20 protein-coding genes and 1 pseudogene are annotated in these 26,687 nt (G+C 74.2%); 4 read left to right on the forward strand and 17 right to left on the reverse strand.

All coding sequences use genetic code 11. The features are described from left to right. Window positions 1-6: 6 nt before the first annotated feature. The 4 genes from AB0I42_RS30120 to AB0I42_RS30135 all read right to left on the reverse strand — a co-directional run bounded on the left by AB0I42_RS30120 (window position 7) and on the right by AB0I42_RS30135 (window position 3,549). A complete protein-coding gene (locus AB0I42_RS30120; RefSeq protein ID WP_357542552.1) occupies window positions 7-705 on the reverse strand; it encodes a hypothetical protein in 699 nt (232 codons plus the stop codon). Next, window positions 705-1,169, reverse strand: a complete 465-nt coding sequence (locus AB0I42_RS30125; RefSeq protein WP_357542554.1) for a thioesterase family protein — start codon at window positions 1,167-1,169, stop codon at window positions 705-707. Before AB0I42_RS30125 ends, AB0I42_RS30120 begins: the two co-directional genes overlap by 1 nt. Continuing rightward, window positions 1,162-2,838, reverse strand: a complete 1,677-nt coding sequence (gene ettA, locus AB0I42_RS30130) for an energy-dependent translational throttle protein EttA (RefSeq protein ID WP_357542556.1) — start codon at window positions 2,836-2,838, stop codon at window positions 1,162-1,164. Before ettA ends, AB0I42_RS30125 begins: the two co-directional genes overlap by 8 nt. 99 nt (window positions 2,839-2,937) lie before the next feature. Then, window positions 2,938-3,549 (reverse strand): hypothetical protein, encoded by a 612-nt coding sequence (locus tag AB0I42_RS30135; RefSeq protein ID WP_357542558.1) that lies wholly within the window; start codon window positions 3,547-3,549, stop codon window positions 2,938-2,940. Between the two features lie 231 nt (window positions 3,550-3,780). Between AB0I42_RS30135 and AB0I42_RS30140 the strand changes: the two genes are divergently transcribed. Beyond that, entirely contained in the window at window positions 3,781-5,181 is a 1,401-nt protein-coding gene (locus AB0I42_RS30140; RefSeq protein ID WP_357542560.1) for a trehalose-6-phosphate synthase, read from the forward strand. Window positions 5,182-5,222: 41 nt separating this feature from the next. Then, complete coding sequence (gene otsB, locus AB0I42_RS30145; protein ID WP_357542657.1) at window positions 5,223-7,784, forward strand: trehalose-phosphatase; 2,562 nt, start codon at window positions 5,223-5,225, stop codon at window positions 7,782-7,784. Window positions 7,785-7,914: 130 nt separating this feature from the next. Here otsB and cobA read toward each other — a convergent pair. From cobA to cobC, 3 genes and pseudogenes are all read right to left on the reverse strand, one after another. Continuing rightward, window positions 7,915-9,117 (reverse strand): annotated as a pseudogene (gene cobA, locus AB0I42_RS30150) (uroporphyrinogen-III C-methyltransferase); the annotation flags it as partial. Then, complete coding sequence (gene cobT / locus AB0I42_RS30155; protein WP_357542562.1) at window positions 9,114-10,196, reverse strand: nicotinate-nucleotide--dimethylbenzimidazole phosphoribosyltransferase; 1,083 nt, start codon at window positions 10,194-10,196, stop codon at window positions 9,114-9,116. The pseudogene cobA and the gene cobT, both read right to left, overlap by 4 nt. Continuing rightward, window positions 10,189-11,292, reverse strand: a complete 1,104-nt coding sequence (gene cobC, locus AB0I42_RS30160; protein WP_357542564.1) for an Rv2231c family pyridoxal phosphate-dependent protein CobC — start codon at window positions 11,290-11,292, stop codon at window positions 10,189-10,191. The genes cobT and cobC overlap by 8 nt, the downstream gene beginning before the upstream one ends. A 156-nt stretch (window positions 11,293-11,448) precedes the next feature. On the opposite strand from cobC, the gene AB0I42_RS30165 reads away from it, so the two are divergent. Beyond that, window positions 11,449-13,605, forward strand: a complete 2,157-nt coding sequence (locus AB0I42_RS30165) for a transglycosylase domain-containing protein (RefSeq protein WP_357542566.1) — start codon at window positions 11,449-11,451, stop codon at window positions 13,603-13,605. A gap of 65 nt (window positions 13,606-13,670) precedes the next feature. Here AB0I42_RS30165 and AB0I42_RS30170 read toward each other — a convergent pair whose 3' ends face one another. Further along, the gene (locus tag AB0I42_RS30170) at window positions 13,671-14,240 is read right to left on the reverse strand and encodes a GNAT family N-acetyltransferase (RefSeq protein WP_357542568.1); all 570 of its coding nucleotides are present in this window, start codon (window positions 14,238-14,240) and stop codon (window positions 13,671-13,673) included. Beyond that, a complete protein-coding gene (locus AB0I42_RS30175; protein ID WP_357542570.1) occupies window positions 14,237-15,952 on the reverse strand; it encodes a cobyrinate a,c-diamide synthase in 1,716 nt (571 codons plus the stop codon). Before AB0I42_RS30175 ends, AB0I42_RS30170 begins: the two co-directional genes overlap by 4 nt. Window positions 15,953-16,145: 193 nt before the next feature. Between AB0I42_RS30175 and AB0I42_RS30180 the strand changes: the two genes are divergently transcribed. Then, on the forward strand, window positions 16,146-16,973 hold the full coding sequence (locus AB0I42_RS30180) for an SURF1 family protein (protein WP_357542572.1): 828 nt from the start codon (window positions 16,146-16,148) through the stop codon (window positions 16,971-16,973). Between the two features lie 14 nt (window positions 16,974-16,987). On the opposite strand, the gene AB0I42_RS30185 is transcribed toward AB0I42_RS30180, so the two are convergent. The 8 genes from AB0I42_RS30185 to solA form a co-directional block, all read right to left on the reverse strand. Beyond that, complete coding sequence (locus AB0I42_RS30185) at window positions 16,988-18,568, reverse strand: ATP-dependent DNA ligase (RefSeq protein ID WP_357542574.1); 1,581 nt, start codon at window positions 18,566-18,568, stop codon at window positions 16,988-16,990. A gap of 345 nt (window positions 18,569-18,913) precedes the next feature. Then, window positions 18,914-19,120, reverse strand: a complete 207-nt coding sequence (locus AB0I42_RS30190; RefSeq protein WP_357542576.1) for a hypothetical protein — start codon at window positions 19,118-19,120, stop codon at window positions 18,914-18,916. Window positions 19,121-19,249: 129 nt separating this feature from the next. Beyond that, on the reverse strand, window positions 19,250-20,617 hold the full coding sequence (locus tag AB0I42_RS30195) for a dipeptidase (protein ID WP_357542578.1): 1,368 nt from the start codon (window positions 20,615-20,617) through the stop codon (window positions 19,250-19,252). 51 nt (window positions 20,618-20,668) lie between these two features. After that, window positions 20,669-21,814 (reverse strand): M48 family metallopeptidase, encoded by a 1,146-nt coding sequence (locus AB0I42_RS30200; protein ID WP_357542580.1) that lies wholly within the window; start codon window positions 21,812-21,814, stop codon window positions 20,669-20,671. Window positions 21,815-21,991: 177 nt separating this feature from the next. Then, complete coding sequence (locus AB0I42_RS30205) at window positions 21,992-22,783, reverse strand: hypothetical protein (protein ID WP_357542582.1); 792 nt, start codon at window positions 22,781-22,783, stop codon at window positions 21,992-21,994. Between the two features lie 19 nt (window positions 22,784-22,802). Beyond that, window positions 22,803-24,356 carry a cobyric acid synthase gene (locus AB0I42_RS30210; RefSeq protein ID WP_357542584.1) on the reverse strand — a complete coding sequence of 518 codons (1,554 nt, stop codon included), beginning with the start codon at window positions 24,354-24,356 and terminating at the stop codon, window positions 22,803-22,805. Next, complete coding sequence (locus AB0I42_RS30215; RefSeq protein WP_357542586.1) at window positions 24,353-25,522, reverse strand: cobalamin biosynthesis protein; 1,170 nt, start codon at window positions 25,520-25,522, stop codon at window positions 24,353-24,355. The genes AB0I42_RS30210 and AB0I42_RS30215 overlap by 4 nt, the downstream gene beginning before the upstream one ends. Continuing rightward, the gene (gene solA / locus AB0I42_RS30220) at window positions 25,519-26,676 is read right to left on the reverse strand and encodes an N-methyl-L-tryptophan oxidase (protein ID WP_357542588.1); all 1,158 of its coding nucleotides are present in this window, start codon (window positions 26,674-26,676) and stop codon (window positions 25,519-25,521) included. The genes AB0I42_RS30215 and solA overlap by 4 nt, the downstream gene beginning before the upstream one ends. Window positions 26,677-26,687 lie beyond the last annotated feature (11 nt).

The raw sequence follows: 26,687 nt of genomic DNA on the forward strand, positions 1-26,687 counted from the left end.
GCCGTCTCATACTTTCGGACGATGTCTGGTCGGACTTATCGCAAATTGCTGCACCGGGGGCAACCAGGCGGTCCCAAAAGGTGCCGCGAGGCCGATCCATCGACCGGCGAGACGTACCCGGACGGGGCTTTCGACGGTGGTGTCGACGGTGCCGAGGAAGCCCATCCGGACCACCGCCTGGACGAGTCGCTGCGGCACCTCCACCCGGCCCGGCCCGGTGCCGTCGACCGGCCCGTGCTCCACCACGACCGCGACGTGGTCGAGCAGGGCGTCGCGCAGCGCCCGCTGCCCCACCGCCCGGCCGCCCACCCCGGCGGTCGACGCGGCACGCAGCGTGCCGGCGGCGGCATCGGCCACCCGCCGTACGTCGGCACCGGCCATCGTCTCCACCACCCGGCTCGCCGGCGGCGGCAGCGGCCACCGCCAGCGGGCGTCGCACCGGGCCGGCAGGTCGCCGCCGCCGCGGCCCAGCTCGGCCAGCAGGTCGGCGGCGACAACCGTCGCGTCGCCGGGGACGGCGCCGGCAACCACCCGGGTCACCAGCACCGACCAGGGCAGCCACCCCCACAGCGCGGTCACCGCCGGGCCGTCGCCGGCCGGGACCGGCCGCAGCCGTACGACGGCGGCCCGGTCGAGCCGGGTCAGCCGGGCCAGGAAGGCCGCCGCGTCACCGCCGGCGGCCAACCCGTGACCCGTCCCCGCCACTACGACCGACCGGACGTGGTGGGCACCGGCGGCTCGAGGACGTACGGCCGCAGGAACTCCCGCTCGTCGTCGGACAGCCGCCGGGACCGCTTGGCGGCAAGGTCGAACGGCACCAGCACGGAGCGGGCCCGGCTGGCCAGCACCTCGCCGTCGAACAGCTCGTAGGCGATGGTGAACCGGGATGCCCGGACGTCCTCCACCCACAGCTCGATGCGGACCGTCGGCGGCTGGTCGGCGGTCGTCCGGGCGGTGCTGTAGTCGACCGGCCGCAGGTAGTCGACCTCGTGCCGGGCGATCACCACGCCGTCGGCAAACGAGCCGACCCCCCAGGCCCGCCCGCCGATGAACATCAGCGCGACCCGGGCCTCCTCATAGAGGGTGAGGAACCGGGCGTTGTTGATGTGGCCGTACGCGTCGAGGTCGGACCAGCGCAGGGCGCAGTGGTAGACGAACCGGTCAGTCACGCGTCAACTTCCGGTACGTCACCCGGTGCGGCCGGGCGGCGTCGGCGCCGAGCCGGTCGACCTTGTTCTTCTCGTACGCCTCGAAGTTGCCCTCGAACCAGAACCAGTTCGACGGGTTCTCCTCGGTGCCCTCCCAGGCCAGGATGTGCGTCGCGACCCGGTCGAGGAACATCCGGTCGTGGGAGATGACCACAGCGCAGCCGGGGAACTCCAGCAGCGCGTTCTCCAGCGACGACAGCGTCTCGACGTCGAGGTCGTTGGTCGGCTCGTCGAGCAGGATCACGTTGCCGCCGATCTTCAGCGTCAGCGCGAGGTTGAGCCGGTTGCGCTCGCCGCCGGAGAGCACCTTGGTCGGCTTCTGCTGGTCGGGGCCCTTGAAGCCGAAGGCGGCCACGTAGGCCCGGGACGGCATCTCGACCTTGCCGACCATCAGGTGGTCGAGCCCGTCGGAGACGACCTCCCACACCGTCTTGTCGCCGTCGAGGCCGGACCGGTTCTGGTCGACGTACGACAGCTTGACGGTCTCGCCGACCTTGACCGAGCCGTCGTTCGGCTGCTCCAGCCCGACGATGGTCTTGAACAGGGTGGTCTTGCCGACGCCGTTGGGGCCGATGATGCCAACAATGCCGTTACGCGGCAGCGAGAAGCTGAGGTCGTTGATCAGCACCCGCCCGTCGAAGCCCTTGGTCAGGTCGTCGACCTCGATGACCGTGTTGCCCAGCCGCGGGCCCGGCGGGATCTGGATCTCCTCGAAGTCCAGCTTGCGGGTCTTCTCGGCCTCGTTGGCCATCTCCTCGTAGCGGTCGAGGCGGGCCTTGGACTTGGTCTGCCGCGCCTTGGCGTTGGAGCGGACCCACTCCAGCTCGTCGGCGAGCCGCTTCTGCATCTTGGCGTCCTTGCGCCCCTGCACCGCCAGCCGCTGGGCCTTCTTGTCCAGGTAGGTGCTGTAGTTGCCCTCGTAGCCGATGGCCCGGCCGCGGTCGAGTTCGAGGATCCAGCCGGCGACGTTGTCGAGGAAGTAGCGGTCGTGGGTGATCGCCATGACGGTGCCGGCGTACTTGGCCAGGTGCTGCTCCAGCCACTGCACGCTCTCGGCGTCGAGGTGGTTGGTCGGCTCGTCGAGCAGCAGCAGGTCGGGCGCCTCCAGCAAGAGCTTGCACAGCGCGACCCGGCGGCGCTCACCGCCGGAGAGCTGGGTGACGTCGGCGTCCGGCGGCGGGCACCGCAGCGCGTCCATGGCGAGTTCGAGCTTGGAGTCGATGTCCCACGCGTCGGCGTGGTCGAGCTCCTCCTGGAGCTTGCCCATCTCCTCCATCAGCTCGTCGGAGTAGTCGGTCGCCATCTGCTCGGCGATCTTGTTGAACCGCTCCAGCTTGGCCTTGGTCTCCGCGACCGCCTCCTCGATGTTGCCGAGGACGGTCTTGGCGTCGTTGAGCGGCGGCTCCTGGGCCAGCATGCCGACGGTGTAGCCGGGCATGAGGCGGGCCTCGCCGTTGCTCGGTCGGTCCAGACCAGCCATGATCTTGAGCAGGCTGGACTTACCCGCGCCGTTCGGGCCGACCACGCCGATCTTGGCGCCCGGCAGGAAGCTGAGCGTCACGTTGTCGAGCACGACCTTGTCGCCGTGCGCCTTGCGGGCCTTCTCCAGGACGTAGATGTACTGGGCCACGGTGCGGCCTACCTCCAGAATCGCTGCGAAAGTCGGCGAACGCCGTCGTCAATCCTGACAGGTCGGGGCCGGTGGACGCACATCACCCCGACAGCCAGGTCAGATCGCGGCCTGGGTCTCCGTCCCGCCACCCTCGTGCTCGATCACCAGCTTGTCGGCGGTCACCAGGTAGCGGGTGGTCCCCCGGCCGGTGTGGTTGGTCGCCAGGTAGCCGCCGCCGGCCGCCGAGACGTCGGTGAGGAACAGCGCGTTGCGGCCCTCGACCAGCTTCTCCCCCGGCTGCCCGGAGTGGCCCTGGTAGAACAGCGTGCCGTGCCGGTCGGTGCAGATCCACACCTCGGAGTGCCGGGTGCGCAGGTAGAGGGTGAGCGACAGGTCGCCGGCCGAGCCCGCCTCCCTGGCCAGGGTCCCGGTGTGCGCCGGACAGGTCGTCGGGCGGCCGTGCCCGGCCGCCGTCGTGCGGACCGGCTGCCCGGCCGGGGTCGTGGCGTACGTCGGGTCCGGGGCGTCTGTCGGGGTGTCGGGCGCCTCGGCGACCAGGGTCGGGCTCACCGTCGGCCCCGGGCCGGCGCCCGTCCCGCGCCCCTCGTCGCCACCGGTGTTGGCCAACAGGAAACCCACGGCGCCGCCGATCACGGCGAGCAGGACGACCGCGATGGCGAGCGGGCCGAGCCACGCTCCGCGCGGCCGGTCGGTATCGAAGACTGACACGGTCTCAGCGTGCCATCCGCCGGCAATCCACCCCGCGGGTGCCGAATGCCGGCCCCGGAGCGTGGCGCAGACCGCAGACGCCGGGTGACGCAGGCCCCACAATCAGGGGTACGGCCTGCGGGTTTGACGGTCGCGGCGGGCTGGGCACCAAAGACAACCGGGGACGCCGGCGGACCAACCGCGCGAAGTAGGCTCTCCGCGAGACCCGTAATCACCGGAGGTGTACGGAGCGTGACGGTTCGCAGCTCATTCGTGGTCGTAGCCAACCGCCTGCCCGTCGACGAGGTCAACACACCCGAGGGCCGGCAATGGCGGCGGAGTCCGGGTGGTCTGGTAACCGCCCTGCACCCGGTGCTGGCCCAGCACAAGGGGACCTGGGTCGGCTGGGCCGGTGGGGTGGGCGCCGCACCGGAACCCTTCGAGGTGGAGGGCATCCACCTGCATCCGGTGCCGTTGAGCGCCGACGAACTCGAACGCTACTACGAGGGCCAGTCCAACGCCACGATCTGGCCGCTCTACCACGACGCGGTGGAGACGCCGGCCTACAAGCGCCGCTGGCGGGAGGCGTACCGGCTGGTCAACGCGCGGTTCGCGGAGGCCGCGGCCGACGCGGCGGCCGAGGGTGCCACGGTCTGGGTGCAGGACTACCAACTCCAACTGGTGCCGGCGATGCTCCGCGAGTTGCGGCCCGACCTGCGGATCGGTTTCTTCCTGCACATCCCGTTCCCGCCGATCGAGCTGTTCATGCAGATGCCGCTGCGGGCCGAGGTGCTGCGCGGTCTGCTCGGCGCCGATCTGGTCGGATTCCAGCAGCGGCTGGCGGCGCAGAACTTCGTGCGGCTGGCCCGCCACCTGCTCGGCCTGCGCTACTCGGGGCAGACGATCGAGGTCGACGGCCGGACGGTCAAGGCGGGCGCGTTCCCGATCTCGATCGACGTCGCCGAGATGGAGCGGATGGCGTCCGACCCGGCTGTCCAGGCCCGGGCCAAGCAGATCCGGGCCGAGCTGGGCGATCCGAAGACGGTGATCCTGGGCGTCGACCGGCTGGACTACACCAAGGGGATCGAGCTTCGACTGAAGGCGTTCCGGGAGCTGCTCTCTGACGGAAAGCTGACAGTTCCCGACGCGGTTATGGTGCAGGTCGCCACACCGAGCCGCGAGCGGGTCGAGCACTACCAGGCCCTACGGGTAAAGGTAGAGCGCGAAGTTGGTCGGATTAATGGCGAATTCGGCCGTGTCGGCGTGCCTGCTGTGCATTACCTCCACCAGTCGTACTCTCGCAGTGAACTGGCGGCGCTCTACTGCGCCGCCGACGTCATGATGGTGACCCCGCTTCGAGACGGAATGAATCTGGTGGCCAAGGAGTACGTCGCATCGCGCGCCGACAGTGGCGGCGCGCTCGTGCTCAGCGAGTTCGCCGGCGCGGCAACGGAGCTGCGCCAGGCTTTTCTTTGTAATCCGCACGACCCCGAAGGCGTCAAGGACGCGCTGCTGCGGGCCGTGCACGTCGACAACGTGGAGGCCCGCCGCCGGATGCGGATCATGCAGCGGCACCTGCGGACCCACGACGTGGGCCAGTGGGCCCGGTCCTTCCTCAACGAGCTCGGGGTGCCCGAGACGGAGGCGGCGTGAACACTTCTGTCCTGGAGGCGGGTCCGCGCCAGGCCGACCTGATGGACCCGGCGCTACGCGCCGCCATCGGCCGCATCGCCCGCCTGCCCATCCTGCTGGTCGCCTGCGACTACGACGGCACCCTGGCGCCGATCGTGACCGACCCGAGCAAGGCCGTCCCGCTGCCCGAGTCGGTCGCCGCGATCCGGGCGCTGGCCGCCCTGCCGCAGACCACCGTCGCCGTGGTCTCCGGTCGGGCGCTGCGTGACCTGGCCACGCTCTCCCGGCTGCCCAGCGAGGTGCACCTGGTGGGCAGCCACGGCTCCGAGTTCGACATCGGTTTCGTCGAGCGGCTGTCCCCCGAACTGGTCGAGGTCCGCACCCGCCTGCGGGCCGAACTGCGCCGGATCGTCGCCGACAGACCCGGCGTACGGCTGGAGAGCAAGCCGGCGAGCATCGCCGTACACACCCGGGGCGCCGACCCGCAGGTCCGCCAAGAGGTGGTCGCCGCGGTCGAGGCCGGCCCGGTGAACTGGCCGGACGTCACGGTCACCCGGGGCAAGGAGGTCATCGAGCTGTCGGTGATCGCCACCCACAAGGGTCTGGCCATCGACCAGCTCCGCACCCAGCTCTCGGCCAGCGGCGTGCTCTACCTCGGTGACGACGTCACCGACGAGAACGCGTTCGGCAACCTGCACGGGCCCGACGTCGGTATCAAGATCGGCGACGGGGAGACCCGGGCCGACTTCCACGTCGACAGCCCGGTCGAGGCGGCCCGGCTGCTCGGCCTGCTGCTGGAGACCCGGCGCAACTGGCTCTTCGGCGAGCGGGCGGTGCCGATCGAGCGGCACTCGATGCTGGCCAACGGGCGTACCGTCGCCCTGCTCACCCCGGAGGCCCGGGTCACCTGGCTGTGCCACCCCAAGCCGGACTCGTCGGCGATCTTCGCCGACCTGCTCGGCGGCGCCCCGGCCGGCCACTTCAGCGTGGCTCCCGACCGGGGCGGCCTGCCGCTCGGCCAGCGCTACCGGCCCGGCACGATGACGGTGGAGACCCGCTGGTCGGGGCTGACCGTCACCGACTGGCTCGACTGCCCGGCCGCCGACGGCGCCGCCGGCGAGACCGTCATCCCCGGCGGCGACTCGACCCTGATCCGGGTGCTCACCGGCTCCGGCCGGGCCCGCGTCGAGTTCGCCCCGCGACCGGAGTTCGGCCAGGTCGCCGTACGCCTCCAGCCGGTCGGCGACGGCCTGCTGGTGCTCGGCTCCAACGAGCCGGTGGCGCTCTACTCCCCCGGCGTCGAGTGGGAGGTCACCGAGGACGGCGGATACGACACGGCCCGCGCCGTCGTCGACCTGTCGTCGGCCGGCGGCTCGGTCACCCTGGAGCTGCGGTTCGGCTCGCACAGCCTCGACCACCACGCCATCGCCCTGCACGACCGGCAGCACGCGGCCGAGCAGCCGTGGCGGGACTGGGTGGCCAGCCTGAAGCTGCCGGCCCAGGCCCGCGACCTGGTGACGCGCAGCGCGCTCACCCTGCGCGGGCTGTGCCACGAGGCGACCGGTTCGATCCTCGCCGCCGCCACCACCTCGCTGCCCGAGGAGGTGGGCGGGGTCCGCAACTGGGACTACCGCTACTGCTGGCTGCGTGACGCGGCGATGACCGCCCGTGCGCTGGTCGACCTCGGCTCGCTGGAGGAGGCCGAGGGGCTGCTGCGCTGGGTCGACGGCTGCATCGAGCGCACCGGCGGCCACCCCGAACGGCTGCACCCGCTCTACACCGTCGAGGGCTACGAACTCGGCGCCGAGGCGGTCATCGACACCCTGCCCGGCTACGCCGGCTCCCGGCCGGTCCGGGTCGGCAACCTCGCCAACCACCAGCTCCAGCTCGACGTGTTCGGGCCGGTCGCCGACCTGCTGGCGGCCGTCGCCGACGCGCGCGGCTCGGTACGCGAGGACGAGTGGCGGGTCATCGAGGCGATGGTGCAGGCGGTCGAACGCCGCTGGCACGAGCCCGACCACGGCCTGTGGGAGGCCCGCCTCCCTCCGCGGCACCACGTCTTCTCCAAGGTCATGTGCTGGATGACCGTCGACCGGGCGCTGCACGTCGTACGGCGGCACGGCGACGGCGACCGGCCGGAGTGGGTCGAGCTGCGGGACCGGATCGGGCAGAACGTGCTGGAGCACGGCTGGCACGAGGGTGCCGGCGCCTACACGGTCGCGTACGGCGACGAGGAGATGGACGCGTCCTCACTGTGGATCGGCCTGTCCGGGCTGCTCCCCGACGACGACCCCCGGTTCCTCGCGACCGTGCTCAAGGTCGAGTCCGACCTGCGCAGCGGTCCGGTCGTCTACCGCTACCGCTGGGACGACGGCCTGCCGGGCCGGGAGGGCGGCTTCCACATCTGCACGGCGTGGCTGATCGAGGCCTACCTGCGCACCGGTCGGCGCGGTGACGCCGAGGAGCTGTTCACCCAGATGATCGACACGGCGGGCCCGACCGGGCTGCTGCCGGAGCAGTACGACCCGATGGTCGAGCGCGGGCTGGGCAACCACCCGCAGGCATACAGCCACCTCGGCCTGATCCGGTGCGCGCTGCTGCTGGACGACGAAGTCAAGGTCTGAGAAGACACCCACGCGAAGGCGTGGGCGGCGCGGGTCACCCCGCGTCGCCCACGCCTTCGTCGTCCGGGGCACCGAACATGCCGCTGCCGGCGGCGGCACCGGCCCGGGCCGGGCCGGCGGTGTCGCCCGCGTCGAGGGCGTGCACCACGTCGCCGACGACGACGACCGACGGCGGCCGGAAGCCCTCGGCGACCGCCGCCCGCGCCACCTCGCCGAGCGTCGAGCGCAGCACCCGCTGGGCGCCGGTCGTACCCTCCTGCACCACGGCCGCCGGGGTCTTCGGCGACCGGCCGTGTGCCTGGAGCGTCGCGGTGATCGTCGGCAGGTTCTTCAGCCCCATCAGCACGACCAGGGTGCCCCGCATCCGGGCCAGTGCCGGCCAGTCGACCAGCGACGCCGGATCGTCCGGGCCGACGTGGCCGGAGACGACGGTGAACTCGTGCGCGACGCCGCGGTGGGTCACCGGGATGCCGGCGCCGGCCGGCGCCGCGATGGAGCTGGTGACCCCGGGTACGACGACGACCGGCACCCCGGCCCGGGCACAGGCCACCACCTCCTCGCCGCCGCGGCCGAAGACGTACGGGTCGCCGCCCTTGAGCCGGACGACGAAACGGCCGGCCAGGGCCCGGTCGACGATGATCCGGTTGATCTCCTCCTGGGCGCGGGACGGCCCGTACGGGATCTTGGACGCGTCGACCAGCTCGACGTCGGGGCCGAGCTCGTCGAGCAGCAGCCCCGGCACCAGCCGGTCGGCCACCACGACGTCGGCGCGGGCCAGCAGCCGCCGGCCCTTCACGGTGATCAGTTCCGGGTCGCCCGGCCCGGAGCCGACCAGCGCCACCTGTCCGGCGACCGGCAGGTGGCTGCTCGGCAGCGTGCCGTCGGCGAGCCGGTCGCGGATCGCGTCACGGATCGCCACCGCCCGCCGCGGGTCACCGCCGGCCGTCACCGCCACCGTCACGCTGCCGTGCCGGGCGGTCGCCGGCGTCCAGGCGGTCGCGGCGAAGCGGTCGTCGGCGCGTACGCAGAAGGTGCGGCGGGCGTCGGCGGCGGCGCTCACCTCGGCCGCCGCCACCGGGTCGTCGACCGCCACCTGCACCAGCCACACGTCGTCCACATCGGACGGCTCGAACCGCCGGTCGGCCCAGCCCACCCGGCCGGCGTCGACGTACGCCCGCAGGGCCGGGGTCAGCCGGGGCGCCACCACCAGCACCTCCGCGCCGGCGTCGAGCAGTGCCGGCACCCGGCGGGTGGCCACCGCGCCGCCACCGACGACCAGTACGCGACGGCCGGCGAGGCGCAACGCCAGCGGGTAGAGGCCAGGATCGGTCACTTGCTCGACACCCCCGCCGAGTCGAAGGTGGCCACCTCGTGCAGCACCCGTACGGCGGCGGCGACGACGGGCACCGCGAGCATGGCGCCGGAGCCCTCGCCGAGCCGCATCCCGAGGTCGAGCAGCGGGGTGAGGCCCAGGTGGCGCAGGGCGACCGTGGCGCCCGGCTCCGCCGAACGGTGCCCGGCGACCATCGCCCCGCGCGCGTCGGGGGCCAGGGCCGCCGCGGTGAGCGCCCCAGCCGCCGCGATCACCCCGTCGACCAGCACCGGTATCCGGCGGGCGGCGCCGGCCAGCACGAAGCCGGCCAGGGCGGCGTGCTCCAGCCCGCCGACCGCCGCGAGGACACCGACCGGGTCGGCGGGGTCCGGGTCGTGGCGGGCGAGCGCGGACCGCACCACCGCCACCTTGCGCTCGTACGTGCCGTCGTCGATCCCGGTCCCCCGGCCGGTCACGTCGAGCGGGTCGGCGCCGGTGAACGCGGCCACGAGGGCGGCGGCCGGCGTGGTGTTGGCGATGCCCATGTCGCCGGTGACGAGGAGGCCGGCACCGGCGTCGACCAGCCGGTCGGCGGTGTCGATGCCGACCGCGACGGCGGCGGCGACCTCGTCACGGGTCAGGGCCGGCTCGACCGTCATGTCCCGGGTGCCGGCCCGGACCCGGGCCTGGACCAGCTCGGGCGCCTCCGGCCCGCTCGCCGGCGGGCCGTCGCCGGCCGCCCCGGAGGCGGGACCGGCGACGCCGACGTCGACGACGGTGACCCGGGCGCCGACCTGCCGGGCGAAGGCGTTGATCACGGCCCCGCCGGCGAGGATGTTGGTGACCATCTGGGCGGTCACCTCCTGCGGCCACGGGGTGACCCCCTGGGCGTGTACGCCGTGGTCACCGGCGAAGACCCCGACGGCGGCCGGCCCGGGCAGCGGGGGCGGGCAGGTCCCGGCGAGGCCGGCGAGGCGTACCGACAGCTCCTCCAGGGTGCCGAGCGAGCCGGCCGGCTTGGTCAGCCGTGCGTGCAGGGCGCGGGCCGCCGCCATCGCGTCGGGGTCCAGCGGCCGGATCGCCGCCAGGGTCTCACGCATCCTCAGTCCTTCCGTCGGGGCCGTCGGGCCGTCCGGGGCCGGCGCCGGTGGCCGGGCCGGTGTCGGCGAGCACCTCGGCGAGCGTGGCGACGAAGCCGTCCGTGGTGGCAGTGTCCCTGACGGCGACGCGGAGCCAGTCGGCGCCCAGACCGGGGAACGTGTCGCCGCGCCGTACGGCGTAGCCGCGCTCGCGCAGCGCCAGCCGGACCCGGTCGGCGCCGGCGACGTTGATCAGCACGAACGCGCTCGCCGGCCGGCCGGCGACGGTCACCCCGGGCAGTGCCCGCAGGCGGTCGACCAGATGGTCCCGGTCGGCGGCGAGGCGTACCGCGATGTCCCGCTCGGCCGCGACCGCCCGGGGCCCGGCACAGGCGGTGGCGGCGGCGAGCGCGGGGGTCGACACCGCCCACAGCGGCTGCGCCGCGGCCAGCCGGGTGATCAGGTCGGCGGCGGCGAGCAGGTAGCCGATCCGCAGCCCGGCCAGCCCCCAGGTCTTGGTGAGGCTGCGCAGCACCACCAGGCCGGGAAGGTCGCGCCGACTGGCGAGCGACTCGGGTTCGCCCGGCCCGGTGGTGTCGGCGAACGCCTCGTCGACGACGAGGACGCGGCCGGGCCGGGCCAGGGCGGCGACGTCGGCGGCGGGGTGCAGCACCGAGGTCGGGTTGGTGGGGTTGCCGACGAAGACGAGGTCGGCGTCGGGCGGTACGAGCGCGGGGTCCAGCCGGAAGCCGGTACCGGCCGGCAGCAGGACCCGCTCGACCCGGTGCCCGGCGGCCCGTAACGCCGCCTCGGGCTCGGTGAACTGCGGGTGCACCACGACCGGCCGGCGGGCGTCGCGCAGCGCCTGGGCCAGCAGCACGAAGCCCTGGGCGGCGCCGGCGGTGAGCAGCACCTCGGCGGCGGGCCGGTGGTGGCGGGCGGCGACGGCGGCGGTGGCGGGGCCGGCGTCGGGATAGCCGGCGAGGTCGTGCAGGGTCGCGGCGATCGGCTCGGCGAGCCAGGACGGCATCGGGTCGCGACGGACGTTGACCGCGAGGTCGACCAGTCCGGGGGTCGCCTCCGCGTCGCCGTGGTGGGCCAGATCTTCGGCGGTCATCGGTCGCCTTCCACCCTTCCTCCGCCCTGCCGGGCGCCGTCGGGGTACAGCATGCGGGAGGCGGTGTTCCCGGCCGTGCGACGGGGCGGCTGACCTGCGGCTTGTTTGGTCCTTTTAATCAGGTCATAGCAGCATTTGTCATACCTTCAAAGGGTGATGAACCGCACCCTTCATGTTCTCGGACGGCTCGCACCCCTCCTCCGCGCCGGTCTCATCGCCGGGGTGGTCGTGTCGGCCGTCGCGTATCCGCTGGTCGCGATCGGTGGGCTGGGCGCCAAGGCCGGCGCCGAGATCATCCAGAACATGCCCCGCGAACTGCGTACGGTGCCCCCGGCACAGACCACGTACGTCTACGCCAACGACGGTAAGACCCTGCTGACGATGTTCTACGAGGAGCACCGGCGCTACACCCCCATCTCCCAGATGTCGCCGCACATCCAGCAGGCCATCGTCGCCTCCGAGGACTCGCGGTTCTACGAGCACAACGGCGTCGACGCCAAGGGCATCGCCCGCGCGTTCGTCGCCAACCAGCAGTCCGGCGCGGTCTCCCAGGGCGCCTCGACGCTGACCATGCAGTACGTCCGGATGGCGCTGCGGGACAGCGCCCAGAGCCCGGTCGAGGTGCAGGCCGCGACCGAGCAGACCAGCGGGCGCAAGATCCGCGAGATGCGGCTCGCCACCGAACTCGAGAAGCAGATCTCCAAGACCGAGATCCTGGAGCGCTACCTCAACTCGGCGTACTTCGGGCACCGCGCCTACGGCATCTACGCCGCCGCCGAGGTCTTCTTCTCCAAGCTGCCGAAGGACCTCACCGTCATCGAGGCGGCCACCCTCGCCGGCCTGGTCAAGGCCCCGTCGGAGTACGACCCGGCCACCCGGGACAAGGCGGCCGCCACCGAGCGGCGCAACTACGTCATCGACCGGATGACCGCCATCGGCTACATCTCCCCGGACGCCGCGGCGCAGGCCAAGGCCGAACCGATCACGCTGAAGCTGACCACCCCGCCCAACGACTGCGCCTCCATCGCGAAGGCGCAGAACAGTTGGGGCTTCTTCTGCGACTACTTCAAGAACTGGTGGGGCGCCCAGCCGGCGTTCGGCGGCAACCCGCTGGAACGCGAGGACAAACTGCGCCGGGGCGGCTACACGATCGTCACCTCGCTCGACCCGAAGGTGCAGGAGATCGCGGAGGACAACGTCAGCGGCCGGGAATCCGTCGACAGCCGCTTCGCCCACGGCATCGTCCTGGTCGAGCCGGGCAGCGGCAGCGTCAAGGCGATGGCGGTCAACCGCGTCTACTCGCTGGACCAGAGCGAGAACGGCAGCCACTCCGACCCCAAGAAACGCGCCCGGATGAAGGGCAACTATCCGAACACCGTCAACCCGCTGCTCGGCGGCGGCGACATGCCCGGCTACCAGGCCGGCTCGACGTTCAAGATGTTCACCATGCTCGCCGCCCTCGACGCCGGCAAGCCGCTGTCGACGGCGTACAACTCGCCGTACCGGATCCGGTCCATCTATCCGGGTGACGGCGGCCCGTCGAGTTGCGGCGGCTACTGGTGCCCGTCGAACGCCAGCGCCGCGATGACCGGCCGGCACGCCATGTGGTCCGGGTTCGGCCAGTCGGTCAACACGTACTTCGTCCAGCTCGAACAGTCGGTCGGCGCGGACAAGGTGGTGAAGATGGCCGAACGGCTCGGCCTGCGGTGGCGGACCGACGTCGACCGCAACCAGGCGTCACCGGAACGGGCCAAGGGGTGGGGCGCGTTCACCCTCGGGGTGTCCGACGCGACGCCGCTGGAGATGGCCAACGCGTACGCCACCGTCGCCGGTGACGGGCTCTACTGCGAGCCGATGCCGGTGCTGTCGGTGCTGGGACCCGACGGCGCGCAGGCGAAGTTCACCAACGCCCAGGGGGAACAGGTCGACGTGGCGAAGCCCCGGTGCCGGCAGGAGGTCAGCAAGGACGTCGCGCGGGCGGCGGCCGACGCGGCCCGCTGCCCGGTCGCCGACCGCCCGGCCGCCGGCTCCTGCGGCGGCTGGTCGACCGCGGACTCGGTACGCGGGACGGTCGGGCGGCCGGTCGCCGGCAAGACCGGTACGACGGACAGCACCCGATCGGCGTGGTTCGTCGGCTTCACCCCGGAACTGGCGGCCGCCAGCTTCATCGCCGATCCGGACAACCCGTTCAACGCGGTCGGCGACTGGCAGTCGAACAAGCCGATCGACTCGGTCGCGACGACCCTGCGGGAGGCCCTGAAGGACCGGCCGGTACGCGACTTCGTGCCGCCCTCGTCGGCCATCATCAGCTGACGGCGGCCCCGGGCGGTGCCCACGGGAGCCGGCCGCCGGACGGCGTATCGCTGTCTCGTCCCCGATCAGCGCAGGTCGGCCGCCACGAACGACCACACCTCCAGGTCGACCCGGCCGCTGTGCACGTGGCCCGCGTTGCGGAGCAGGCCCTCGTAGGTGAAGCCGGCCTTCTCCGCGACCCGCCGGGACGCCACGTTGCCCGGCGCGACCCGCAACTCGATCCGCTGGAAGCCGTGCTCCAGGATCAGCGCGATGGCCAGCGCGTCGACCGCCTCGGCCGCCATGCCGAACCCGCGGGCGTGCGGCGCCATGGCGTACGACACCTCGGTCACCCGGCCCACCCAGTCGGTGCGCTTGGTCCACAGGCAGCCGACCAGCCGGTCGTCCTCGCGCCGGACCACCCCGTAGTGGTCGCCGCTGCCGCTGTCCCGCCGCTCCTGGGCCATCTCGGTGCACCAGGCCAGGCCCTCGATCTGGCCGTACTCACGCGGGAACGGCAGCCAGCGCTGGGTCTGCTTGTCGGCGAACACCTCGGTGACCCCCTTGGCGTCACCGGCGTCGAGGGGGCGTACGTGCATCCGGGGCGCCGACACGGTCAACGTCGGGAACCGCCGGACCGCGACGTGCCCGCTCACGCCTGTTCCTCGGCCGGGCCGGCCGGCGACGCCCCCTTGCCCGGGGCGGGTGTGCCGGTGGCGGCGGGTGTGTCCGAACCGGCGGCCGGCGGGCGGATGTCCGCCGTCGGCTCGTCGGTGGGGTCGCCCGCGCCGGGTGCCGGGGGCGTCGGACCCGACACCGGGGCCGGGCCGGACGCCACGGCGCCCGACACCGGAACGGCCGGACCCGACACCGGAACGGCCGGGCCGGGCACCGCACCAGCGGGACCGGACTTCACCAGCGCCGGGGCGCCGTTCGCCGGGGCGGGAGCCGGGGTCGGAGCCAGGGCCGGGGCGCCGCCCTGGGCCGGTACGGGCGACGTCGGCGTCGAGGCCGCGACCAGCCGGTGCGCGATCTCCGGGTTGCCGGCCCAGTGCAGGGTCAGCTGCGACGCGTGCACCCGCCGCCAGACGAACCCCTCGGGTGCCCCGGCGGCCCAGGTCCACGCCGGCGCCTGGCCGGCCCGCGGGTTGACCACCCCGCGGTGGTGCTTGTAACCGGTCAGCCGGGCGCCCAGCGGCGCGACCGCCGTCGACGCCCGTGCGGTCGCCTCGCGGTAGCCGACCACGATCTGGTCCATGCTCACCCCGGTCGCGTCCAACACCCCGCACATCGGCCGGCCGTCGAACTCGCGGGCCAGCCACAGCAGGCCGGCGCCCTCGGCGAGCACCGGCCGGCCCGACCGGGCCAGCTCGGCCACGGCCGCGCAGAGCCGCCGGTTGGCCGACAGTTCCTCGGCGTAGGTCTCCGGCAGCGCCCCACCGATCACCAGCGCGTCGGTCCCCGCCGGCAGGGCCTCGTCGACCAGCGGGTCGACGGCCACCACGGTCGCCCCGGCCGCGGCGAGCAGTTCGGCGGTCTCGGCGTATCCGTAGGACAGGGCGGAGCCGCCGGCGACCGCGACCACCGGGCGGCGGCCGGCGGGGTTGGCCGGCAGCGGCGGCGCGTCGGCGAACGACGCGGTGGCCGACCACGCCTCGCCGGACAGTCGCGGTGCCGACCGGGCCACGGCCAGCAGGCGGTCGAGGTCGACGGCACCGGCGATGGCCTCGCCGAGCCGGCGTACGGCCCGCAGTGCCTCGACCGTGCGGTGCGCGATCGGCACCACGCCGTGCTGGCGGGACGGCAGGACGGCGGGCAGGTCGCGGCGACGCAGCGCGCCGAAGACCGGCACGCCGATGTCCTCCAGCGCGTCGCGCAGCAGTTGCTCGTGCCGGTCGGACGCGACCCGGTTGAGGATCACGCCGCCCAGCCAGAGCAGTTCGTCGTACGCCCGGAAGCCGTGCACCAGGGCGGCCACCGACTGGCCCATCGCGGCGACGTCAACGACGAGCACGACCGGCGCCCGCAGCACCGACGCCACCCCGGCGGTCGAGTCGCTCTCGGCCCGGCCGGCGAGGCTGTCGAACAGGCCCATGGTGCCCTCGACGACCGCGATGTCGGCGCCCGTGCTGCCGTGTGCGAACAGCGGGGCGACCCGCTGCGGGCCGACCAGCCGGGGGTCGAGGTTGCGGCCGACCCGGCCGGCCGCCAGCCCGAGATAGCCGGCGTCGGTGTAGTCGGGGCCGACCTTGAATCCGGCGGCGGTCAGCCCCCGGGCGGCGCAGGCGGCGAGCAGGCCGACGGCGACGGCCGTCTTGCCGTGGCCGGATGACGGGGCGCTCACCACCACGCGTGGTACGGCGGTCATCGTCGGCTCCTCGAGGTCATCGGACAGCCCCGCTACGGCTGTCGTGGATCGGGTGTGGAGTCGGCTGCCGGCCGCCGCCCGGTATCGACGCGACCGCCCGCCGCGGGCGACCATACCGGGTAGGGGCAACGACGCGGGGGCGCCGATCCGGGCACCAGAGTAGTGGCTCGGGTCACACGGGTAACCTCGTGCTGTGTACCGGTTCCTGCTGACCCCGCGCTGGCTGGGCATACTCGCGCTGACGCTGGCCGCGTCGGTGGTGATGGTCATGCTCGGCAACTGGCAGTTGAGTCGCTACCAGGATCGGTCGGCGATCAACGAGCGGATCGACGCGGCCGCCCGGCTCGATCCGGTCCCGCTCACCGATGTCCTCGCGCCGCCCGCCGGTGCCGGCACGGCCGGCCCGGCTCCGCACCCCGACGCGGCGTGGACCAGGGTCACCGTCACCGGCCGCTACGACAGCGCCAACGTCGTCCTGGTGCGGTCCCGCACCGTCGAGAGCCGGGTCGGGTTCGAGATCGTCGTACCGCTGGTGCTGGCCGACGGGACCGCGGTGCTGGTCGACCGGGGCTGGGTGCCGCCCGCGCCGGGTGGCGCGGCCGCGCAGCCGGAACTGCCGCCGACGCCGGAGGGCGAGGTGACCGTCGTCGGGCGGGTGCACCTGTCGGAGAGCATGGCGGGTTCGGTCAGCCAGCGGGACGGGCGGATCGAGGCCCGTCGGATCGGCGTACCGGAGCTGGCCGCCGAGCTGCCGCACCCGACGTACGGGGCGTATCTGCTGGTCGACGAGCAGACCCCGGCCGCCGACCCGGCGTTCACCCCGATCCCGATCCGACACGAGAACAACTGGCAGAACGGCGGCTACGTGGTGCAGTGGTGGCTGTTCGCCGGGATGGCGCTGGTCGGCTACGGCTACGTGGCCCGCCGGGAGGCGCACACCCGCAGCGGGAAGCGCCGGCCGCGCGGCGACCGGCTGGAGGTCGCGGCGGTGTCGCCGCCCGTCGCCGGCTCCCGCGACTGAACGGTCCGGCCGGCTCAGCCGCGGTGGATCGCCCGTACGGTGTCGATGGTGTCGGCCTGCGCGGCGGACTTGTCGTCGCGGTAGCGGACCACCCGCGCGAACCGTAGCGCCACGCCGCCCGGATAGCGGGTGCTGCGCTGCACCCCGTCGAACGCGATCTCCACGACCTGCTCGGGCCGTACGGTCACCACCCAGTCGCCGCGCTCGACGGCCAGGCCGAGGAACCGTTCGGTCTGCCAGCGCAGCAGCTCGTCGGTCAGCCCCTTGAAGGTCTTGCCGAGCATGACGAACCCGCCGGTGGCCGGGTCGCGGGCGCCGAGGTGGAGGTTGGACAGCCAGCCCTGGCGCCGGCCGCTGCCCCACTCGACGGCGAGCACGACGAGGTCGAGGGTGTGTCGCGGCTTGACCTTGATCCAGGCGGCGCCGCGCCGGCCCGCCTCGTACGGCGCGTCCGGGGACTTGACGACGACGCCCTCGTGGCCGGCGTCGAGCGCGGCGGAGAAGGCGGCGGTCGCCGCCTCGACGGAGTCGACCGTGACGCGGCCGACCAGCAGCGGCGCGGTGACCGCGTCGGCGAGCGCCGCCCAGCGGTCCCGGCCGGGTGCGTCGAGCAGGTCGGTGCCGTCGAGGTGCAGGAGATCGAAGAAGTACGGCGTCAGCGCGCCGCCCGTCGACGCGGCCGGGGTGGCCCCGGTCTTCGCCTGGCCGGCGCCCTTGATCCCGGCGGTGACCCCGCGCCGGGCGCCCCGGGTCGCGGCCCGGGCGGACGTCTCCTGGAACGGCCTCGGCCGACCGGTCGCGTCGAGGGCGATGGCCTCGCCGTCGAGCACCAGCTCCCGGGCGGGCAGGGCGCGTACGGCCGCCACCACCTCCGGCACCCGCGGGGTGATCTCGTCCAGGCTGCGGGTGAAGACGGCGACGTCGGCACCGGACCGGTGCACCTGGATCCGGATGCCGTCGAGCTTGACGTCGACGGCGGCGGGCCCGCCGACGGTGCCGAACGCCTCGTCGACCGAGGCCGCGCTCTGCGCCAGCATCGGGGCCAGCGGTCGCCCCACCCGCAGCGAGAACCCGGCGAGCGCCGGCTCTCCCCCGGCCAGCGCCGCGACCGCGACCGCCTTGAGGTCACCGGCGAGCAGCAGGGCCCGCCGTACGACGGCGACCGGCACCCCGGCGGCCCGGGCGACCGCGTCGGCGAGCAGCCCGGCCTGGGCTCCCTGGCGCAGTTCGCCGCCGAAGAGCCCGACGAGGAGTCGCTGCTCGTCGGCGGTGGCGGTGGCGAACAGCGCGGCGAGCAGGTCGCGCCGCCGCGCCTGCGAGCCCGGGCCGGCGACCTCGGCGATCTCGGCGATGGCGGCGTCGACGGACGCCACGGTCAGGGTCGGCTCGGCCGCCGGCGGGGGCAGGTCGCGCAGGCTGGCGTAGCCGACGCCGGTCTGCCGCTGCCGCAACTCGCCGGCGAGGTAGGCGGAGCCGGCCGGCACCTCGTCGGGGGCCAGGTCGCGCAGGGCCGCGGCCAGCAGGTCTGTCTTGGCCCGCCGGCCGGAGATCGCTCGTACGGCCGCCGAGGTGGCCGCCAGGTCCACGAACCGCATCCGCCCATCGTGGCAGCCACCTGTGACAACATGCCCGGTTCGGGGCCCGGCCACCTGTTCCGGGTATGCCGTCGGATCAGCCCCTCGCGGACCGCTGCGCCGCGTCTTTCCAGTATTGATCGCGCCAGGTCATGACCGCTCTTCTCGCTCGGCGACAGTCGACGCGGTCACCCTGCCGCGCCGCCGCCCCCGGCCGGCATGCGTCGCCGGCTGCCTTCGGGGCAGTAACGACTGCCCCGAAGGACAACGGCCGCCGGGCGTTCGCCGGTGTTCCTGGCATGCGGTCGTCGTCGCCCGGCGTGGGCGTACGGTCGCCGGTCGTCGCCCGGCGTGGCGGTGTCGGGCTCAGGCCGCGAGCGGTTCCTCGACCCGCAGCCCACGGGCGCGGACCTCGTCGGCGACCCGGGACAGCACGGCGTCGAGGGCACAGAGTGCCGCGGAAAGTTCGCCGAGCTGGTCCTGAAGGGTTTCGTCGGACCACGCGGAGACGTGCACGTCCCCCAGAGCACTGACGGCGGCGTCCAGCCGCGCAATGGCCTCGTTAGAACTCATGTTCGAAACCCTAGCGTGCCGCCGAACCGGCGCGCAGCAGTTTCACCCCATCGATCAAGGACTTTTCTGAGTCGGCCGGGGCCGTACGCCGCCCGGTGCGCCCGGGCCGGCGTACGGCTCGTCGCGGTGCTAGGGCTGGACGCCGACCTCGGCGACATTGGCCAGCAGCAGCGCCTCGGCCAGGCAGACCCGGGCGAACTCGCCGAGGTGCAGGCTCTCGTTCGGGCCGTGCGCCCGGGCGTGCGGGTCCTCGACCCCGGTCACCAGGATCGCCGCCCGGGGGAACATCTCCTGGAACGTCGCGATGAACGGGATCGACCCGCCCACCCCCATGTCGACCGGGTCGGTGCCGTCCCAGGCGGTGCGGAACGCCGACCGGGCCGCGTCGAACATCGGGCCGGACGCGTCGATCACACACGGCGCCCCGTCGTGTTCGATGGTCACCGTGACCTGGGCGCCCCACGGGGCGTGCCGTTCCAGGTGGGCGCTCAGGGCGGCGTACGCCTTCTTCGGGTCGTCGCCGGGCGCGAGCCGGACGGAGAGTTTCGCCTTCGCGGCCGGCACCAGCGCGTTCGGCGCGGCGTTGGTGGGCGGGGCGTCGATGCCGAGCACGGCCAGGGCGGGCTTGTGCCAGATCCGGTCGGTGAGCCGCCCGGTGCCGATGAACGACACCCCGTCGAGCAGGCCGGCCTCGGCCCGCAGCCGATCCTCGGGATAGTCGACGGTCGCCGCCGCCCGGGCCAGCAGCCCGTCGACGGCCACGTCGCCGGCGTCGTCGTGCAGCGTCGCCAGCAGCCGGGACAGCACGGTCAGCGAGTCGGGCACGGCACCGCCGAACATGCCGCTGTGGATGGCGTGCTGCCCGGTGCGGACCTCGACGAAGCAGTTGACGATCCCGCGCAGCGAGGTGGTCAGCGCGGGTACGCCGACGTCCCAGTTGCCGGAGTCGGCGATGACGATGACGTCGGCGGTGAGTTCGTCGCGGTGGTCGGCGAGAAGTTGTTCGAGGCTGTCGGAGCCGAACTCCTCCTCGCCCTCGATGAAGAGCACCACGCCGACCGGCAGGTCGTCGCCGAACGCCCGCAGCGCGGCGACGTGGGCCAGGATGCCGGCCTTGTCGTCGGCGGCACCGCGGCCGTAGAGGCGGCCGTCCCGCTCGGTCGGCTCGAACGGCTCGCTCTCCCACAACGTCGGATCGCCGACCGGCTGCACGTCGTGGTGGGCGTACAGCAGGACAGTCGGCGCGCCGGGCGGGGCGGCCCGGCGACCGATGACCGCCGGCTGCCCGCCGCCGGCACGGACGATCTTGACGTCGAGCCGCAGGTCGCGCAGCAACTCGGCCACCGCCTCGGCGGACCGCTCGACGTGGGAGTGGTCGAAACCGTCGAAGGCGATGCCCGGTATCCGGACCAGGCGCTCCAGATCGGCGCGTACGCCGGGCAGCTCACGCGCGACGGCCGCGCGCAGCTCGGACTCGGTGAAGATAGTTGCGGTCATGACCGCGATCGTAGGCCGAACCTTACCGATCGTGCCGCCGTGCTCGCCCGGTCATCCAGGTCCGTCACTGGCGTCGGACCAGGCGTCGCGGCCTTCCTCGGAGCCGCCCGACGGGGTGCGGGGCTTGCGGGCGGCGCGGGCCGCCGCCTCACCGGCCGCGCCGAGCCAGGAGCGGGCCCGGGCGGCCCCGCCGCCGGCCCACTCGCCGACGTCGCTCGCCCCGTCGCCGAGCCGGCGCAGCAGCCCGACCAGCGGGTCCTGGGAGCGCCCGAACGCCTCGCGGTAGGACTCCGCGGCCGCCTTGATCTCCTCCGACACCGACGCCGACGAGTCGGAGTCACGGCGTGGGTAGTCACCGGCGAGGACCCGCCCGTACGCCCCGGAGTCGATCCACTGCCGCAGGTCGGCGGCCCGGGCGACCGGCACGGGATGGCTGCTCCAGGCGGTCATGCGCAGCTTGTGCAGGCTGTCGCGGACGTCCCCGCCGCTCTCGTATTCGGCCGCCTGCTCCAGGAACGCGGCGGTGTCGATCTGGGTCAGGTCGCCGCCGCCGGCGAGCTTCATCAGCAGCCGCAGCGACGCCGCCGGGTCCTGCCCGGCGAGGAGACCGGCCCGGTCGGCGGACAGTTCCGCCTTGCGCCACCACTCCATCATCGCCGCGATGATCGCGCGCAGGGCGATCGCGCCGACCGGCAACCAGCTCAGGTTGGCCGCCCAGCGGGTGAGGATCATCAGGATGGTCTTGTAGACGGCGTGGCCGCTGCGGACGTGGCCCAGCTCGTGCCCGAGCAGTGCCCGCAGCTCCTCGTCGTCGAGCTGGTGCACGCAGGCGGTGTTGAGCACGATGAACGGCTTTTCCAGGCCGATCGCCTGGGCGTTGAGCATCGGCGACTGGGTGACGAAGAGCTCCGGCAGTTCGAGGACGTCGAGGGTGCTGGCCGCCTCGGTGTAGAGGCGGTAGACCCGCGGGTACTGCCGGTGGTCGACCCGGATCGCCGACGCGAGATACGACAGCCGGAAGCCACGCTCGTTCCACATCCCGAAGAACGCCTTGACCACGTCGTCGAAGCCGCGCAGTTCGCGCAGGGCGGTCAGGGCGCCCCGGTCGGCCGGGTGTTCCCAGGCGCGCGAGCTGATCCCGGTCAGCGCCACCCGGCGCCGGGCGGGGGCCGCCGCGGTGTCGTCGCTGGCTGTCATGGTGCGCTCGCAGTCATCGTGGCTCCCCGACTCGGCATTGGGTGGGCTTCCTGCGATGGTGCCCCAGCAACGCCAGCGCGTCTACGCCGATGGCGGTTCCGGCCGAAGTCCCGGCCCGTCGGCGGGCCGGGACGCCCGCCCGTCGGCGGGCCGGGGCATCCGCCCGCCGTCCCGGGATCACGCCGGCCACCGCGCGCCCCCGATCCGGACGTAGTGCCGGGTGTCGTGCGGCACCGCGGGCGCGCCGTCGACGACCAGGTCGGCGTGGTCGGCGGTACGGTCGGCGCGGAAATGGACGTCCTCGGTCCGGCGCCACCGTTCCAGGTGTGGCCGCAGGGCGGCGCCGTCCCGGGACAGCGCCCGGTCGAGACGCAGGTCGGCCGGGGCGACGACGAACACGGCGAGGCTCAGTTCGGGACGCACGTCCGCCCGGGCGGCGCTGAACCCCTCCAGGACGACGACCGGCGCCGGGTCGACGACGACCAGGTCCGGGCCGAACTCCGCGCGCAGCCAGTCGTAGCGGTGGTAGGTGCCGGGCCGGCCGGCGCGCAGCGGTCCGAGCACCGACTCCTCCAGCCGGTCCCAGAAGGTGAGCTGGTCGTCCCAGCCGTCGAGCAGGTCGTCGGTGTGCACGACGGTCGCGACCCGCCCGCCCGCACCGCCGGTCGGGGTGGCGCGCCCGGCCCGACCAGCGGCCACGTCGGGACGGGCTGGACCAGCGGCCGGGTCGGTGCGGGCCGGATCGGCGGCCAGGTCGGTTCGGGCCGGGCCAGCGGCCAGGTCGGTGCCGGCCGGACCGGCTGGCGTGGTCGCGGCCTCTTCGAGAGCGGCGGCGAGCCGGCCGGCGAACCGGGTCTTGCCGGCGCCGCTCGGGCCGTCGACCGCCACCAGTCGGCTGCGTCCGACCAGCGGCGGCCCGGCGAGCACCCGGGCGGCCAGCTCGGCGTAAGACTCCAGGGTGCCGGTCACGGCCGGGCCAGGGTGCCGGTCACGGCCGGGTCGGTGGGTGTGGGGCGCCGGGCGGGACGAACGGCAGGCCGGCGGGCGGCCCGTCCTCGATGAGCCGCCACAGGGCGTCGGTGTCCAGGTGCTCCTCGACCAGGTCGCCGAGCCGGTCGAGGCCGCGTTCGCGGACGCCCTCGAAGGACGTGTCGGGTGCGACCACGAACCCTCGCCGGCCGGCGAGGCGGGCCACCTCGGTCAGGAACCGGCGCCGGAAGGCGTCGGACTCGAACGCCCCGTGCCAGTGCGTCCCGAAGACGTTGCCGGCGACGGCCCCCTCTGGCCGCCCGTCGAGGTGGGTGAGCAGCGGGGTGAGCCCCGGATCGGCGCGGGCGACGTAGCCGTGCCGGATCTCGTAGCCGTGGACCGGGGCGGCGTCGAACGCGGTGCCGGCCGACCGGGCCAGGGTCTTGCGCGCGGCGAAGGAGATGTCGACGGGGAGCAGGCCCAGGCCGTCGACGGTGCCGCGCCGGCTCTCGACCTCGTCGTGGATCGAGCGGGCCAGCATCTGGAAGCCGCCGCAGATGCCGAGCAGCGGGCGTCCGGCGGCGGCGTGCCGGCACACCACGTCGGCCAGGCCCTGCTCGCGCAGCCAGCCCAGATCATCGACGGTGGATTTGCTGCCGGGCAGGACGACGAGGTCGGCGGCGGCGATCTCGGCGGGCTCCACGGTCAGCCGGACCCGTACGCCGGGCTCGGTGGCGAGCGCCTCGACGTCGGTGGCGTTGGAGATGCGGGGCAGCCGTACGACGGCGACGTCGAGCCACTGCGTGCCGAGGGGCGGGCCGGGCCGGCCGAGGGTACGCCCGTAGGCGAGGGAGTCCTCGGCGTCCAGCCACAGGTCGACGTCGAAGGGCAGCACCCCGTACGTCGGCCGGCCGGTCACCGCCGTCAGCATCTCGATCCCGGGGCGCAGCAGGCCGAGGTCGCCGCGGAACTTGTTGACCACGAACCCGGCGACGAGCGCCTGGTCGGCGGCGTCGAGCAGGGCTACCGTGCCGAACAGCGCGGCGAACACACCGCCCCGGTCGATGTCGCCGACCACGACGGTGGGCAGCCGGGCGTGCCGGGCGAGCCCCATGTTGACGAAGTCGGAGTCGCGCAGGTTGATCTCGGCCGGGCTGCCGGCGCCCTCGCAGACGACGACGTCGTATTCCGCCCGCAACTCCGCCAGCGTGGCATGCACGGTCTCGGCCAGGCGCGGCTTGAGGGCCCGGAAGTTGCCGGCGTGGACGTGGTCGACGGCCTCGCCGAGCAGCACCACCTGGCTCGACAGGTCGCTGCCGGGTTTGAGCAGCACGGGGTTGAGCCGTACCTCCGGCGCGATGCCCGCGGCCGCGGCCTGCATCGCCTGGGCCCGGCCGATCTCGCCGCCGCGCCCGTCGGCACCGACCACGACGGCGGAGTTGTTGGACATGTTCTGCGCCTTGAACGGTGCGACCTTGACCCCGCGCCGGTGCAGCCAGCGGCAGATGCCGGCGGTCAACACGCTCTTGCCGGCGTCGGAGGTGGTGCCGGCGACGAGCAGTCCGCCACTCACCCGCCACCGTCCACCGCTGCTCCACGGGTCACCCTGCCCGGCCCGGCGCCGCCGGCCACCCTGCGCAGCACGGCGCCGCCGGCCGCCACCGCGACGCCGGCGACCGCGGCACCGAGCCGGGGCCGGACGCGGCGGCCGGCCGCGCCGGCTGCCGCCGCCCGGACGGCCGCGAGGGTCGCGGCCCCGGCGAGCGCCGCCAGGCTGATCGTGCGCGACAGGGTGGCAGCCCGCCGGATGTGCCGGGCCTCCGGGCGCGGGCCGTCGCCGAGGAACGGCCGGACCTCCGATCGTCCGAAGTAGACGTTGCGGCCGCCGAGCCGCACCCCGAGCGCGCCGGCGAACGCCGCCTCGCACTGCCCGGCGTTGGGACTCGGGTGGTCGTGGCGGTCCCGCCGCCACACCCGCCACGCGTCGGCCCGGTCGCCGTGCACGGCCGGTGCGGCGGCCACCCCGAGCAGCCCGGTCAGCCGGGACGGCAGCAGGTTGGCGACGTCGTCGAGCCGGGCGGCCGGGGTGCCGAACCGCGCGTAGCGCGGCGACCGGTGCCCGACCATCGCGTCGAGGGTGTTGACCGCGCGGTAACCGAGCAGCCCCGGCAATCCGGCCACCGCTCCCCAGAACAGCGGCGCCACCACGGCGTCGGAGGTGTTCTCGGCGACCGACTCGACCGTCGCCCGGGCGAGTTCGGGCTCGTCGAGCCGGGCCGGGTCGCGCCCGCAGAGGTGGCTGAGCCGCTGCCGGGCGGCGGGCAGGTCGCCACCGCGCAGCGCCTTGTTCATCGCCCCGGCCTCGGCCCGCAGGGTGCGGCCGCCGAGCACCGCCCAGGTGCCGGCCGCGACGAGCGCGGCGCGGGCCACCGGCTGCCGGCGGGTCAGCGCCACCGCGGCGACCCCGGCGAGCACCGGCGCACCGACCGCGACGGCGGTGAAGACCGCACCGGCCACGCGCTCGTCCGGCCGCCCGCGCGCGCTCCCGGCACGGGTGGCCCGGTCGGCCGCACCGCCCGCGCGGGCGGCCCGGTCGGCCGGGTGCAGGCGGCGTTCGAGGGCGCCGGCGGCCTGGCCGAAACCGGCGACCGGGTGCAGCCGGCGCGGGTCGCCCAGCCACGCGTCGAGCGCGTAGCCGGCCAGCAGCCCGACGGCGTCGGCCGCCCATTGGCCCCTCATGCCGCCACCTGCCCGAACCGGCCCGGTGCGAACAGGCTGATGTCGTGCCGGGTGCTGCCGTGCTGGGCCAGGTCGGCGACGATCTCACCGATCACCGGCACGAACTTGAACCCGTGGCCGGAGAACCCGGCCGCGACGGTGACCGAGTCGTGCCGGGGATGCGGCCCGACGACGAAGTGCTCGTCGGGGGTGAGGGTGTAGAGGCACGGGATGCCGTCCGGCGGGCCGGCCGAGGCGAGGGCGGGCAGGAGCGGGGTGAGCAGTTCCGCCGCCCGGGCCGCTTCCGCCGGCTGCGCCGGGGCGAGGTCGGACCGTGGCACGGCGTTCGGGTCGACGTGCACGCCGGTCTTGACGACGAGATTGCCGCGGTCCGAGCCGGGCGACGGATCGGCCCCCGGGAAGCCGTACGCCACCACGCCCGCCGCCGACTCCCAGAGCCAGATCGGGCAGCGGCCGGGGGCGAACCCGGCGTCGGCGACCGGCCAGAAGTGCTGGACCCGTCGCTCGACCCGCAGCGGGATGTTCAGATCGGCGATCAGCTCACCGGCTCCGGCACCGGGGCAGAGCACCAGCCGGCCGGCGGTCAGCTCGCCCTCGTCGGTGCGGACGGTCACCCCGCCCGGACCCGCCGACCAGCCGGTGACCCGTACGCCGTAGCGCAGGTCGGCACCGGCCCGCCCGGCGAGGTCGAGCAGGGTCGCCACCGTCGCCTCCGGCCGCACGAACCCGGCGACCTCCTCGTAGACGCCGACCTCGTCGTCGCGCGGGGCGAACACCGGAAAGCGACGGCGGATCTGCGCGGCGTCGAGCAACTCGTGGGCGAGCCCGTGGGTGCGGGCCGAGGCAAGTGCGCCGGCGACCATCGACGAGTCGGGCCGGCCCAGCATCAGCCCGCCGGTCGGGGTCAGCAGGTCGACGCCCGAGGACCGCTCGATCGCCGCCCACAGTTCGTAGGCCCGGCGCAGCAGCGGCACGTAGGCGACACCCTCGGCGTAGGCCAACCGGATGATCCGGGAGCCGCCGGCGTGGGCGCCGTTGGTGTGCGGCGGCCGGTACCGGTCGACGCCGACCACCCGGAGCCCGCGACTCGCGAGCTGATGGGCGGTGGCCGCGCCCATGCTACCCAGCCCGACGACGATCACGTCCGTCCCCATGTCGATCACCT

Origin of the sequence: Polymorphospora sp. NPDC050346, assembly GCF_040655695.1 — a bacterium.
In the GTDB taxonomy this organism is placed as follows: domain Bacteria; phylum Actinomycetota; class Actinomycetes; order Mycobacteriales; family Micromonosporaceae; genus Polymorphospora; species Polymorphospora lycopeni.